The following is a 13,359-nucleotide window of genomic DNA, read 5'->3' on the forward strand; positions in this document are numbered from 1 at the left end:
CCCCCCCCCCCCCCCCCCCCCCCCACGGCAGCGCACGAGGATGTCGAACCACACGCTTGCTACCTCGCGATCGCTCCCAGCATCGCGTGCGTCTCCTCATCGGTCGAGTACAGGAGCGTCCCCACCATCCCCCGGGTGAGGAGCACCTTGTAGACGTGCCTGACGAGACGGTCGAACTCGGCGTCGGACACCTTGGTCTTCGAGCGGAAGTCGGGGTCCTTCGAGAACTCGCGTCGCGACACCCACCCTCCGGCCCCGCCCCTCGCTGCTGCACGCCAGACGAGGTCCGGCCCCAGGATCACCCCGCTCCACGAGTACTCGAAGCCCTGGGCCGTGTAGACGCAGCCCACCTGCTCGAACCCGCCCGCTTCCGAGGCCCAGAGCGACGCGGGCGGCGCGCCGCCGACGCGCCGCTCCCCCTTGAGGTTCCACGGTTTGCGCCAGCTGCCGACGACCACGTCGTCGACGAGGCTCCCGTCAGACCTCGGGTCGCTCCATGGCCAGCAGTAGCCCGCCGTCATCCGAGCGTTGAAGCCCGCATCGCGGTAGGCCCGCAGCCGCCCTTCCATCTCCTCGACAGAGTCGACGACGTCGACGGCGAACGTCTCCTCGTCGACCCACCGTGTTGGTCCGCCGGGCGTGAGACCGAGCAGTCGCTGCACCCAGTCGAGATACGCATCCGAACCGCCGGCTCGATACTGCGCCTTGAGGTCGACGTGCGTCACCGCGAGCCCCCGCTCAGCCGCGTGGGTCGCGATCTCGGTGAGGGTGCCCATCTCGCCGGGACGGACCACCTGGTGCTCGTCGAGAAGGAAGACGGGGACTCGCGCCACAGCGAGCAGCTCCTCGATCTGCGGGCGCGCACGGTCACGGATCGCCTTGATCGTGTAGCGGTTGACCGACGTGTCACGGATGCGGTGCGCCTCGTCGAGGATGACGACGTCGAGGCCGTTGGGCTCAGCGTCCATGAACGAGTTGAAGTACTTGAACAGGGACTTCGTCCGCGTCGAGCCCTTCCCGGCGACCTGCCGCATCGTCTGCGTGAAGCTGCGCGAGCCGGTCGCGTGGATGACCGTGCGGCCCTGCCGCGCGAGCTCGCCGAGCAGCGAGAGGGCGATGACCGACTTGCCGGAACCCGGGCCCCCGGACACGACCACCACCGACTTCGTGTCCTGTCGCCGCGCATGCTCCACCGCTCGCAGGACCAGCTCATAGGCGACGCGCTGCTCGTCGAGCAGGACGAACTGCTCGCGCTCCTGGATCTCCTTGGCCGCCACCGTGAGCAGCTGCTTCGACGGTGCGATCGCCGAGGACAACAAGAGGTCTGCGGCCTCGATCCCCGGCGCGCCAGGCGCGAGCCTGGTCCGCAGGTGAGTGTGGAGCTTGCCTCGTTCCTGGCCCGTGAAGAGCGGCGCGTCCGCGAGCGCCGGGTTGTCCCAGAGGTCTGCGACCGCGATGTCCGTCGCGTTGTGCAGGTACGCGAGGCCTTGCAGCTTGGTCGTGCCGTTGGCGAAGACCCGCACGAAATCACGGAGGTAGTCGGCGTAGCCAGCGACCTGGACGCTCGGGTGCAGGACGGGCCGGTACGGAGCACCGTCGACGTCGACAAGCGTTGCAGAGTCCTCCCACCTCCGGGCCGAGCTCCATTGCTTGAGCTCGACGACCACGTAGGACGGAGCACCCGTCCGAGGGTCGGCACCCGCGACGATGACGTCCGTCCGCTTCGAGGACAGCGGGAGCCTGTGCTCGAGGATCACCTCGGTCTTCTCCAGACCGGCATCGCAGAGGTCCCGCACCAGTGCGGGGATCGAGTTGCGCCACGATCGCACCTCACCCGCGCCGGGCACGCCGATGCCCAGGGCCCTGAAGTGACTCGCCAGGTGCCTCTCCACAGCGGAAGGATCATGGATGGACAGGGTCGCCAACGAGTCGGCGCTGAAACGGACAGCAGACAACAGAACACATCCCCGGGCAGCACGAATGAACGTGCGGAGGGGACATCTCCCCGAGTGCCCGGCACAGGAGCCGGGCGCGCCGAGGAAGTCCGTCGGTACCGCTGGGAAGGAGACTACCTACAGCGTGTCGATCGAGGGGTCTTCAGACCGGTCGACCCATGCCGTCACCGTGCCCTGTGGCGCTCCCGTTCCACGTGACGCGATCCACTCAAGGATCCCTCGAACGTCCTCGGCGTCGAGGTCACGCGGCCTTGCCGTGGCGCGCAGGACGCAGGAACCGGTGAGCGAGCGCCGTCCAATCATCCGACCCCGTCCGGCCTCCGCTTCTGCGGGTAGGGCGTCACGCCCTGCGCCAGCTGGTCGACGAAGGTCGCGATCCGACGAGCACGGGTCTCGGGCCTCTTGGCTTCGTGGATCCGGACGAGGATGGCGAAGCGGTTGCCCGACGTCAGGACGTCGAACCAGGCTCGGGCCTCAGGTGACGCCGCGAGAGCCTCGGTGAGGTCCGGCGGGACCTCGATCGTCGCCGGGCCGGCATAGGCCCGCTCCCACCGGCCGTCGGCCTTGGCCGCGGCGACCTGGGCGCGGCCGGCGTCGGTCATCGCTCCCTCACGCTCGAGGCGCTCGGCGCGTTCGACATTGATCGCGGACCACACGCTGCGGCTGCGGCGCGGGGTCATCCGTTGGAACGAGGCCTCGGAGTCCCGTGAGCGGGCCTGGCCGTCGATCCATCCGAAGCACAGCGCCTCCTCGACGGCGTCGACGTAGGTGAGCGCTGTGACGGTGCCGCCCTTCTTGTGCAGCACGAGCCAGACGCCGATCGCGGTGGCGGCGTTCTCGTCGAGCCATGCGCGCCATGCTGGACGGTCCGGGACGAGCAGCTCAGGAAGCTCGATCACGCTCAGCCCACCTCGACCGGCAGGTCCGCGTCGGCGGTCCACTCGCTGAGCGACCCGTCGTAGACGGCGACGTCCACCCCGGCGACGACGAACGCCGCGAAGGCCGGCAGCGTCGCGGCGATCCCGCCACCGCAGTAGGTCACGGCGCGCTGCGCGTCGAGGATGCCCTGCTCCTGGAGCTTCGTCGTCAGGTCCTTCGTAGGCAGGAAGCGTCCCGTCTCGGGGTCGAGGAGCGTGAAGAGCGGGAGGTTGACGCTGCCGGGGATGCGTCCGCGACGGCTGTACGGGCTGAGGTCCGGCGTGCCCTCGTACGTGGCCGGGTCGAGCGCGTTGATGACGACGTCGGCCGTCGTACCGTCGCCCTCGGCGGCGTCCGCTCCCGGGAGTGACCGCGCGATCTCCGCCTTCGTGGCGAGGAGGTGCTCGCGGAGCTCCGGCGTGAAGACGGGCTTCTCCTCCGCCTCGGGCGGGGTCGCCTCCCCGGACTCGACCGGGTAGTCGGCGTCCTTCCACGCGCGAAGGCCACCGTCGAGGACCGAGACCGCGTCGTGCCCGAAGAGCCGGAACAGCCACCACACGCGGGTCGCCCACGCGGAGCCGGCCGTGTCGTAGACGACGACGTGCGTCTCGTCCCCGACGCCGAGCGCCTCGGCCGCACGCGCGAACCGCTCCGGCGACGGGACGGTGAAGAGCTGCTCGGCATCCGGGTCGGACAGCTCACCGGTGACGTCCGCGTAGACGGCGCCCGGGATGTGCTCAGCGAGGAACTGCTCGTACCCGGTCGTCGCCGTGTAGGGCGCGCCCTCGGTGGTCGTGTGCAGGAACGTCGTCGCGTCGAGGATCGCGATGTTCGTCGATCCGATCGCTGTCCGCAGGACGGTCGGCGGCACGAGGGCAGGGAGCAGGACGGGCTGGACTTCGTCGGTCACGACGGTCACCTCTCGAGGAGTCGGATGCTTCCGACAGTCAACGCCCCGACGCCCTGATCTGCCACCCCACAGACCGGTCCGCGTGGCGTCACGTCTCCGTGCCGTCGACGAGGAAGGAGCGCAGCTCCGTGACCGTGAGAGGGTCGCCGGTCGACGTCGTCTCAGCTGTGCCGTCGATCGCCGTGAACGTCGCCCCACCGTCGACGGAGAACTCCCCCGACCACGTGGTCGTCATCATCACCGTGTACTCACCGACCCGGGCGTAGGTGTTCGACACCGTGTGGTCGGGGTGGGGTCTGCCCGGGTCCGTGGTGACGAGGGGCGCACTGCCGTCCCCGAAGTCCCACGCGAAAGACGTCGGGGTCGCGCGCACGAGGACCGGCTGGCCGAGCACTGTCGTCGGCAACGTCTGCGCCGCGCCGTCGGTGTAGACGACGTTGACCATGTTCACCGGCAGCCACCCGCCGGGTGGACCGACCCAGATCGCCGACGGTGTCAGAGGCAGGGCACGGAACTCCTCGACCGTCACAGTCACGGGGAGCGGCACAGCCTCAGCGATCTCCGGGCACGCAAGGACCCGGACGACGCGAGGGCCCGCCACGAGACCGGCGGCCTCGGCAGCCGCCGCTTCCGCCGGATCGATCGTCGGCGTCTCACCCGTGCAGTCCGGGACGTTCTGCGCCGCCACGCCGGCACAGGTCAGGTTCGTCGAGATCGCGCCCGCGAACTGTCGGACGCAGGGATCGGCGACCTCGACGACCTGCGCACGCGGGCCGGTGGGATCCGGTTCCGGGCATGGAGTCCGCGCCTTCGACTGGACCTTTCCGAGCGTGAAGAGATCACCCGATGCCGTTCCGGTCACAGTCTCTGCCTGGCCCAGGCTGCACGTCCCTCCCGTCCCGACGATCGGCAGTGCGAAGGCGGTAGGGAGGCCAGTGAAGGCCAGCGCGATAACGACTCCGGTTGTCCACGCCACACTCCTCATCGTGTGTCGACATCCGCACCGCGGACGATCCAACCGGAGCCCGCCTGATGCTCCAGGAAGACCACGAACGGCACATCGAGCTGCCCCTCGGTCGCGAAGACGACCTCGCCTCCCGGTCCTGACTTGGTCATCGGCTCTTCGTCGAGCGTGCCGAGCACCTCGAAGAACGGCGACTCATCCGTGGGTGGAAGTACCGAGTCGATCGTCAAGGTCGACCGTCCGCCCTGAACCACCGCACCGGCGACGGCGTTCGCCTCGACCGTCTCGACCGAGCTGGTGCAGAACGCACTCGCTCGATCACAGATCTCCACCAACGCCGTCGGATCATTCGAGGTCAGCGCCCAGTGCCGAACATCCAGGAAGTACGTCGCCGCCGCGCGCGCCCCGAGGTGGCTGTCGCTGGCCATGTCGGCGGGCATCTGGGGCGCGGCGGTCCCGTCGTACGGCGGGATCTCGGCGGGGCTCGGCTCGGGCGTGGCAGTCTCGCCGCTCTCCGACGAGGATACCGTGGGTGCCGGCTCGTCGTCATCGCTCGCGGTGCATCCCCCGCAGAGCAGGACCCCGAGGACGAGGGCGGTCGTGCGAGCGGTGGTCGAGCGGCGCCACGAGGTGATCATCCGAGCAGTCATGCCCCGACCCTAATGTCTGGAACGCGTGGAACCGGCGCCGCGCATCGTCCTGTGGACGACGCGCGGCGCCGGTCCGCGACCAGACGCTCGGCTCAGCGTCCCTGCAGCGCGTCGAGCGCGACAGCCATGGCTGCGGCGACGCGACCGTCGACCCGTGCCCCAGGGACGGTGACCGTGTAATGGTCGCGGAGCGAGAACTTGCGCTCGACGAACATCGCGGGCACACCGGCCGGGTCGTGGAAGTCGAAGTGGAACGTGAAAGGCAGGTTGATGAAGCGCCGGATGATGGCGAGCGCCGCGCTGCGCTCCTCCCCGCGCGCGCCGATACCGGCCGCCTCGAGGAACCAGGTGGAGCGCAGGAGCGACGCCTTGAAGTCCTTCCTGAACAGGCCGATGGGCGTGCCGCTCGCATCGAGCACGTCGTAGGTGGCCCCGAGGTCGATGGCCTGACGTGCTTTGAACGAGAAGACAGGGACCGAGCGGGAGTCGTCCGAGTAGAACGTCACCTGCTCCTTGAACGCCAGGCGCTTCTGCTGTGCGACCGCGAGCAGCGGGCCGAGCTCGTCGTTCGGTCCGAGCGCGTGGATGGCGTACCGGTTGACCATGAGAGTGATCTTCTGACGGACGGCGAATCGTTCGATCTGGGCAAGGCTCACTGACAGCTCTCCAAAGGACGGGTTCGCGCTGGGGGTGCGCGCCGTCGAACTCTAGCGGGACGATGCCGCCGGTGGACGCCCTGGCCACGGGCCCAGCTCGGGGAGAGGGACCTCGACGTCGTCGAGGAACGCCACCGGGGAGACCACCGGGGCACGACCGGCCAACCAGAGGAGCACGTCTCGCCGTGCACCGACGAGACGCACGTGGCGCCCCACGGACGCCGGTGGCCCCTCGTCCGTGGCGGTGTCGTCGCCCTCGAGGACGTGCGCGGGTTCCGTCGGCAGGCGTTCGGAGAGGAACGCCCACAACCGGGTGCAGAGCTCAGGGCTCCACGCGCCGGCCGTGATGCCGGCGTCGAGGTCGACCGCGTGGATCGCGAGCTCGCGCCACCAGGCGTCGAGGATCGTGCGGAGCGTGCCGGAGCGATAGACGACCGCCGCGTCCCAACCGGCCGCGCGGTCCGGCCACGAGGCGCTGAGACGCACGAGGGCCGCCTCGAGGTGGGCGAGGTGCTCGTCGGCGCTGCGTGGCGCTGCGGCCTCGATCGCCGCGTCGCGCCCTTCCGGCCCGCCGTCGTACACCTCGCCGACCTCTCCCCGTGCGGCGAGGTCCGCCTGACGTGTGAACGCGGTCGCGAGGTTCGTCAGGTGCGCGACGACATGCCCGCGGGACCATCCGGGGAGCATCGACGGCGCCCGGACCTCGTCGTCGTCGAGCCGTGCGACGGCCTCCAGCACGAGGTCCTCGAGCTCACCGATGTCGGCGAGCGCGGCCGCCTCCGGCAGCTCGGCCTCGGCCGGGACGGGGGTGCGGTTCATGGCCATAGTGTCTCCTGGGTCCAACGGTCTCGGTCACGGACGTCGGTCGAGCGGGTGCGGGTGTAGAGCAGCCGGGTGTGGGCGCGGTCGTGGGACGCGTTCCAGAACTCGACGCGGTCGGCGACGAGGACGTACACGGCCCACTCGGGGTCGACGAGCTGCGGGTCGGCGTCGAGCCGCGCGCGCGCCTCGGCGAGGGCCCGCGCGTGGTCCTCAGCAGACGCGAGGGGCTGGCTCTGGCGTCCGACGAGCGTCGCGGCGCGCGCCGCCGGCCGGCGCGCGAGGAAGTCGCGGGCGACCTCGTCTGGGCCGAGACGCTCGACGCGACCGGCGACCCGCACCTGGCGCCCCACGACGGGCCAGAAGAACGTCATCGCCGCCGCGGCGTTCTCGGCGAGGTCCCGTCCCTTGGGGCTGGTCGCGTGCGTCGCGAACCACCAGCCGTGGGAGTCGACGTCCTTGAGCGCGAGCGTCCGCGCCGCGACGTCTCCCGTGGCTCCGCTCGTCGAGAGGACGGGTGCATGCGGTGCGGGCTGTCCCGCGTCGACGGCCTCGTCGAGCCAAGCGACGAAGAGCTCCACCGGGTCGGCTGGAGCGGTGCCGACGTCGAAGGTGGGAACAGTCTCAGGAAAGACCGGGAGCGCACGCAACCGGGCACGCAGCGCCGGGACGTCCGACGTCACGAGCTGCTCGCCGCACCCGCGACGGTAGTCGTGGTGAGCACGACCAGGAGGGCTGCGTTCACCGCGTCGATCGCGCGCCGCACGGCCTTGTCCGCGAGTCCGCCGTCGCTCGCGGCCTTGGCGCGCCGGCGCAGCTCGCCCGCGGGCAGCCCGACGTCACCGAGCACCTTGGGCACCCGGTCGACCGCGTGCAGCATGCTGATGAGAGCCGCCTCGCGCGGGGTCGCACCCCGCCCGTTGACGAGGACCTCGTAGAGACCGGTGCGCAGCGACCGCTCCACCCCGGTGCCGGTGGACGGCCACGAGCGGACGCGGAAGACACCGAAGGTCCGCCGCTCCTCGAAGCGCAGGAAGCCCTGCCGGACGAGACGAGCAAGGACCTCGTCACGCAGACCCTTGCGCAGGTCCGGCAGCGTGCTCTCGGGCGTGCGGGGCTTCCCCACCGCGATCCGGCGAAGGGCCTCGTCGAGGAGCGGGTCGCCGGTCGGACGCGGGTCGCGCACCACGAGCCGACCAGCCTTGACCGGCTCTCCCGGCCCCGACACGTCCACCCGGCCCGACGCCACGAGATCGAGCAGCACCGACCCTGCGAGCGCCAGGTCCAGCCGGGTCGAGTCGACGACGGCCTTCCCCGAGATGTCGTGGATGAGCAGGAGCGCGACCTCTTCGGCAAGGATCATGCGTTCACTCTAGGTCGCGGCGGCAACGTCGACGAGACGGCCACGAGCTGCCTGCGGCGGCGGGAGCGCGCCGGACGGGCAGTCCACCGACGCAGATCAGGAGTGCGTCGCCTCGACGGCGCGCGCGACGACCTTCTCGAGGTCGCCGTCGTGCGCGAACCAGGCTCGCTGCGCGTCTGCGCCGTTGCCGCGCACCCAGACGCGGTCGAGCATCTGGTGGACGAGGTCGAGGTCCCCGGTGTCCGCGAGCGCGGGCGCGACGTGGTCGACGAGCTCGTCGACCACCACGCGCGCGGGCACGGGGCGGAAGGTGGTGGGGCTCACGAGGTCGCCGCGCAGCCCGGACCGGCCGGCGCGCCAGCTCGCCGCACGCAGCTGCTCGACGCGGATGTCGGGCGCAGCGTCTCCGTCGGCGGCCTGACGGGCGGCGGTCTCGACGAGTCCACGCACGAGCGCGGCGAGGAGGGCGGCGTCGTCGGGTCGCAGGCACACGTCGGCGACCCGGACCTCGACGGTCGGGTAGCGCGCAGAGAGGCGGGCGTCGAAGTAGATCATCCCGGCGTCGAGGATCGCGCCGGTGTCGATGAGGTCCTGGACGGTCTGGTGGTAGGCGTCCGCGGAGCCGAAGCGTGCGGCGGGACCGGCGGTGGGCCAGCGGTTCCACACCTGGGAGCGGAAGCTCGCGTACCCGCTGTCCTCCTGCTGCCAGAACGGGGAGTTGCCGCTGAGCGCGAGGAGCGGTGGGAGCCACGGGCCGATCCGGTCGAGGACGGCGACGCCCTCGTCGTCGTCGTCGACACTGACGTGGACGTGGCACCCGCACGTCAGCTGCTCGCGTGCGGTGAGACCGAACTGTCGGTTGATCTCGAGGTAGCGCGGCGAGGGCGTGGGCTCGGCGACGACGTGCAGCGGCGAGGTGGCCAGCGCGACGACGCGGGCGTCCACGCGTTCGGCTGCACGCTGTGCACGCCGACGGCCGTCGCGCACCTGGGTGGTGAGATCGGTGAGGTCGGTGCAGGGATGCGTCCCTGTCTCGATCTGCTGCAGCTTGAGCTCTGCCTCGAGGTCGCCGCCCGGGCTGCCCGCACCGGGTGGTCCGTCGCTCGTGGCGCCGGCGCTCTCGGCGGCGTCGAGCAGCGCGCGGGCTCGCGCCATCGGGTGCCCTTCGGACCCGACCAGCAGGTACTCCTCCTCGACCCCCATGGTGCGCACGCGCTCAGTGTGGTGCCTGCGGTCGGGCTGCGCACGCGCAGCGCACGAGCGTGCGCGGTGGTCGGCTCCGCGTCGAGCGGCCGTGCGTCAGGAAGCCGTGTGGCCTAGGGCCTCGAGGACCCCGGGCCCGAACTTCTCGAGCTTGGCCGCTCCGACGCCACCGACGGTCGACAGCTCGTCGAGAGAGGACGGGCGCAGCACCGCGATGTCACGCAGGGTCGCGTCGTGGAAGACGACGTATGCCGGCACCCCCTGCTCCTTGGCGGTGGCGCCGCGCCACGCACGGAGCTTCTCGAAGGCGGACGCTGCGGTCTCGTCGAGGTCGACGGCGGCCGCGCGGACCTTGCCGCCACCGGATCCTCTGGCCGTCCGGCTCCGGGGAGCCTTCGGCGCCTCGCGGCGGAGGAGCACGGGCCGGGCACCGGACAGGACCTCGGCGCTCGCCTCGGTGAGCCCGAGGGTGCCGAAACCGTCCCCGTCGACGCCGAGGAGGCCGCGGGCGAGCAGCTGGCGCACGACGGCCCGCCACTCGCCGTCGGAGAGGTCCGCACCGATGCCGAAGGTGCTCAGCGACGTGTGGCCCAGCTGGGTGACGCGCGGCGTCTCCTTGCCGAGGAGGATGTCGACGAGGTGCCCGGCCCCGTAGCGCTGACCGCGCTCGCGCTCGAGACGCACGACGGTCGAGAGCAGCTTCTGCGCGGCGACCGTCCCGTCCCACGTCTCCGGCGGTGCGAGACACGTGTCGCAGTTGCCGCACGCCGCGCTCTCCTGACCGAAGTAGGCGAGGAGCTGCACGCGGCGGCACTCGACGGTCTCGCAGAGGCTGAGCATGGCGTCGAGGTGCGCGGAGAGCGTGCGCCGGTGCGCGGCGTCACCCTCGGACGTGTCGATCATCCGACGCTGCTGCACCACGTCCTGGAGACCGTAGGCGAGCCACGCTGTGGCGGGCAGTCCGTCGCGGCCCGCGCGACCGGTCTCCTGGTAGTAGCCCTCGACGGACTTGGGCAGGTCGAGGTGGACGACGAACCGGACGTCGGGCTTGTCGATGCCCATGCCGAACGCGATGGTGGCGACCATGACGAGACCGTCCTCGCGCAGGAAGCGCGACTGGTTCGCTGCCCGCACCCGGGAGTCGAGACCTGCGTGGTACGGCAGCGCCGAGATGCCCTGGGCTACGAGATGCTCGGCGGTCTGCTCGACGGACTTGCGCGACAGGCAGTAGACGATGCCCGCGTCGCCAGGGTGCTCGGAGCGCAGGAGGTCGACGAGCTGGGTGCGGGGGCTGTTCTTCGGCGCGATCCGGTAGCGGATGTTCGGCCGGTCGAAGCTCGCGACGAAGTGCCTGGCCTCGACGAGCTGCAGCCGTCGGGCGATCTCCCCGTGGGTCGTCTCGGTGGCGGTCGCGGTGAGCGCGATGCGCGGCACGGTCGGCCAGCGCTCGTGCAGCACCGACAGCTGCAGGTAGTCGGGGCGGAAGTCGTGCCCCCACTGCGAGACGCAGTGCGCCTCGTCGATCGCGAACAGGGCGATCGTCCCGCGGTCGAGGAGCGCGAGGGTCTCGGGGACGCGCAGCCGCTCGGGTGCGAGGTAGAGCAGGTCGAGGTCGCCGGAGACGAAGGCCTCCTCCACGCGTCGTCGTTCCCGGTAGTCCTGCGTCGAGTTGAGGAACCCTGCCCGGACGCCGAGCGCGGACAGGGCGTCGACCTGGTCCTGCATGAGGGCGATGAGCGGGGAGACGACGACGCCCACACCTGGTCGCACGAGGGCGGGCACCTGGTAGCACAGCGACTTGCCGCCACCGGTGGGCATGAGCACGAGCGCGTCACCACCGGCGACGACCGTGTCGATGATCTCGGCCTGGTCGCCGCGGAACGCGTCGTACCCGAACACGCGCCGCAGCACCTCGAGCGCGGCACCGTCGGCAGCGACCGGCACGGCTGGGCCGGCGGGCTCGTCGGTCACGGGGCGGGGGACGTCCAGCACGGGTTCGATCACGTCCCCACTGTAGGTCGAGCGGCCCACGCGGTCGCTCACGTGCCACGATTCTCCACAGGCCTCCGTTCCCCACGAACCATCGGGACCACGTAACCTGGCAGGAGTCCCTGAAACCACGGAGGAGCCCCTGTGCCCTGGACAGTCAACGCCGTCGTCGCCCTGAGCAAGGGCGCCCCGGTCGAGCTCACCCAGATCGTCGTCCCCGACCCCGGACCGGGCGAGGTCGTCGTCGACGTCGCCGCGTGCGGCGTGTGCCACACGGACCTGCACTACCGCGAGGGCGGCATCACCGACGAGTACCCGTTCCTGCTCGGCCACGAGGCTGCCGGGACGGTCGCTGCGATCGGGGAGGACGTGACGCACGTCGCCGTCGGCGACACCGTCGTCCTCAACTGGCGTGCCGTCTGCGGGCAGTGCCGTGCCTGCCGGCGCGGCCGACCGCAGTACTGCTTCGCCACGCACAACGCGACGCAGAAGATGACGCTCACCGACGGCACGCCCCTCAGCCCTGCGCTGGGCATCGGGGCGTTCGCCGAGAAGACGCTCGTCGCCGCCGGCCAGGCGACGAAGGTCGACCCGGGTGTCGACCCGGCTGTCGCCGGTCTCCTCGGCTGCGGCGTCATGGCCGGCATCGGGGCGGCCGTGAACACGGCGCCCGTCCGCCGCGGCGACACGGTCGCCGTCATCGGCTGCGGTGGCGTGGGGTGCGCGGCCGTCGCCGGCGCGGACCTCGCCGGCGCCCGGCGGGTCATCGCGATCGACCTCGACGACCGCAAGCTCGAGTGGGCGAGGTCGGTCGGCGCGACCCACACCATCAACTCGAGCGGGCTCGACCAGGACGGCGTCGTCGCCGCCATCGCGGCCCTCACGGACGGGTTCGGCGCGGACGTCGTCATCGACGCGGTCGGTCGCCCCGAGACGTGGAAGCAGGCCTTCTACGGCCGCGACCTCGCGGGCACCGTCGTGCTCGTCGGCGTCCCCACGCCGGAGATGATGCTCGACGTCCCGCTCGCCGACGTGTTCGGCCGGGGCGGGGCTCTCAAGTCCTCCTGGTACGGCGACTGCCTTCCCGAGCGCGACTTCCCCGCACTCCTGGAGATGTACACCCAGGGCCGCCTGCCCCTCGACGCCTTCGTGTCGGAGCGCATCGGTCTCACGGACGTCGAAGAGGCGTTCAGCACCATGAAAGCCGGCAACGTCCTACGATCGGTGGTCGTCCTATGAGCACGTCCGAGAACACCTCGCCCGAGACCGCGTCCGTGTCCGACACGCAGACGCCCTCGCCCCGCGCCCGCATCGAGCACCTGTCCACCTCGGGGACCTTCTCCCTCGACGGACGCACGTTCGACGTGGACAACAACGTGTGGCTCGTCGGTGACGACGAGGAGGTCCTCGTCGTCGACGCACCGCACGACGTCGACGCGATCGTCGAGGCCGTGCGCGGCCGACGCGTCGTCGGCATCGTCGCCACCCACGCGCACGACGACCACGTGCGGTTCGCGCCCGAGCTCGCCGAGCGGCTCGACGCACCGCTGTGGCTCCACCCCGCCGACCGTGAGCTGTGGGAGATGACGCACGGCACCGACGTCCCGACGCTCGACCTCGTCGACCGTCAGATCGTCCCGGTCGCGGGCATCACCCTGCACGTCCTGCACACCCCGGGGCACTCCCCCGGCTCGGTGAGCCTGTTCTCCCCCGAGCTCGAGACCGTGTTCACGGGCGACACCCTCTTCGCCGGTGGCCCGGGCGCGACCGGGCGCAGCTTCAGCGACTTCCCGACGATCATCGTCTCCATCCGGACGCGGCTGCTCACGCTCCCGACCGGGACGCGCGTCAACCCCGGCCACGGGCCGTCCACGACGGTGGACGCCGAGGCGCCCCACCTCCAGGAGTGGATCGCGCGCGGTCACTGACTCG

The 13,359-nt window shown here is 71.2% G+C and carries 13 protein-coding genes; 2 read left to right on the top strand and 11 right to left on the bottom strand.

Annotation, left to right across the window (positions count from 1 at the left end):
* Window positions 1–59: 59 nt before the first annotated feature.
* The 11 genes from ABKW26_RS12675 to recQ form a co-directional block, all read right to left on the bottom strand.
* Complete coding sequence (locus ABKW26_RS12675; RefSeq protein WP_348594133.1) at window positions 60–1,892, bottom strand: DUF2075 domain-containing protein; 1,833 nt, start codon at window positions 1,890–1,892, stop codon at window positions 60–62.
* 362 nt (window positions 1,893–2,254) lie between these two features.
* Entirely contained in the window at window positions 2,255–2,854 is a 600-nt protein-coding gene (locus tag ABKW26_RS12680; protein ID WP_348594134.1) for a YdeI/OmpD-associated family protein, read from the bottom strand.
* Window positions 2,855–2,856: 2 nt separating this feature from the next.
* On the bottom strand, window positions 2,857–3,783 hold the full coding sequence (locus tag ABKW26_RS12685; RefSeq protein WP_348594135.1) for a rhodanese-like domain-containing protein: 927 nt from the start codon (window positions 3,781–3,783) through the stop codon (window positions 2,857–2,859).
* Between the two features lie 88 nt (window positions 3,784–3,871).
* Window positions 3,872–4,645 (bottom strand): PKD domain-containing protein, encoded by a 774-nt coding sequence (locus ABKW26_RS12690; protein ID WP_348594136.1) that lies wholly within the window; start codon window positions 4,643–4,645, stop codon window positions 3,872–3,874.
* Window positions 4,646–4,764: 119 nt separating this feature from the next.
* Window positions 4,765–5,397: a DUF6318 family protein gene (locus tag ABKW26_RS12695; protein ID WP_348594137.1), complete on the bottom strand. Its 633-nt coding sequence runs from the start codon at window positions 5,395–5,397 to the stop codon at window positions 4,765–4,767.
* 92 nt (window positions 5,398–5,489) lie between these two features.
* Window positions 5,490–6,053, bottom strand: coding sequence for a hypothetical protein (locus ABKW26_RS12700; protein WP_348594138.1), 564 nt, complete (start codon window positions 6,051–6,053; stop codon window positions 5,490–5,492).
* A 51-nt stretch (window positions 6,054–6,104) separates the two neighbouring features.
* A complete protein-coding gene (locus tag ABKW26_RS12705) occupies window positions 6,105–6,872 on the bottom strand; it encodes a maleylpyruvate isomerase family mycothiol-dependent enzyme (protein WP_348594139.1) in 768 nt (255 codons plus the stop codon).
* Complete coding sequence (locus ABKW26_RS12710; protein WP_348594140.1) at window positions 6,869–7,555, bottom strand: pyridoxal 5'-phosphate synthase; 687 nt, start codon at window positions 7,553–7,555, stop codon at window positions 6,869–6,871. Before ABKW26_RS12710 ends, ABKW26_RS12705 begins: the two co-directional genes overlap by 4 nt.
* Complete coding sequence (locus ABKW26_RS12715) at window positions 7,552–8,235, bottom strand: GPP34 family phosphoprotein (RefSeq protein WP_348594141.1); 684 nt, start codon at window positions 8,233–8,235, stop codon at window positions 7,552–7,554. Before ABKW26_RS12715 ends, ABKW26_RS12710 begins: the two co-directional genes overlap by 4 nt.
* Window positions 8,236–8,331: 96 nt before the next feature.
* Window positions 8,332–9,438 (bottom strand): glutamate--cysteine ligase, encoded by a 1,107-nt coding sequence (locus ABKW26_RS12720; protein WP_348594190.1) that lies wholly within the window; start codon window positions 9,436–9,438, stop codon window positions 8,332–8,334.
* A gap of 96 nt (window positions 9,439–9,534) precedes the next feature.
* Window positions 9,535–11,382, bottom strand: a complete 1,848-nt coding sequence (gene recQ / locus ABKW26_RS12725; RefSeq protein WP_348594191.1) for a DNA helicase RecQ — start codon at window positions 11,380–11,382, stop codon at window positions 9,535–9,537.
* A gap of 189 nt (window positions 11,383–11,571) precedes the next feature.
* On the opposite strand from recQ, the gene ABKW26_RS12730 reads away from it, so the two are divergent.
* On the top strand, window positions 11,572–12,666 hold the full coding sequence (locus ABKW26_RS12730) for an S-(hydroxymethyl)mycothiol dehydrogenase (RefSeq protein ID WP_348594142.1): 1,095 nt from the start codon (window positions 11,572–11,574) through the stop codon (window positions 12,664–12,666).
* A complete protein-coding gene (locus tag ABKW26_RS12735) occupies window positions 12,663–13,355 on the top strand; it encodes an MBL fold metallo-hydrolase (protein WP_348594143.1) in 693 nt (230 codons plus the stop codon). Before ABKW26_RS12730 ends, ABKW26_RS12735 begins: the two co-directional genes overlap by 4 nt.
* Window positions 13,356–13,359 lie beyond the last annotated feature (4 nt).

Origin of the sequence: Sanguibacter sp. 25GB23B1 (genome assembly GCF_040012415.1) — a bacterium.
Lineage (GTDB): Bacteria > Actinomycetota > Actinomycetes > Actinomycetales > Cellulomonadaceae > Sanguibacter.

Bases quoted from the DNA above. Each gene is read 5' to 3' on its own strand.
- ABKW26_RS12735 (WP_348594143.1), top strand. From the start codon at position 12,663: ATGAGCACGTCCGAGAACACCTCGCCCGAGACCGCGTCCGTGTCCGAC.
- ABKW26_RS12720 (WP_348594190.1), bottom strand. From the start codon at position 9,438: ATGGGGGTCGAGGAGGAGTACCTGCTGGTCGGGTCCGAAGGGCACCCG.
- ABKW26_RS12705 (WP_348594139.1), bottom strand. From the start codon at position 6,872: ATGAACCGCACCCCCGTCCCGGCCGAGGCCGAGCTGCCGGAGGCGGCC.
- ABKW26_RS12695 (WP_348594137.1), bottom strand. From the start codon at position 5,397: ATGACTGCTCGGATGATCACCTCGTGGCGCCGCTCGACCACCGCTCGC.
- ABKW26_RS12715 (WP_348594141.1), bottom strand. From the start codon at position 8,235: ATGATCCTTGCCGAAGAGGTCGCGCTCCTGCTCATCCACGACATCTCG.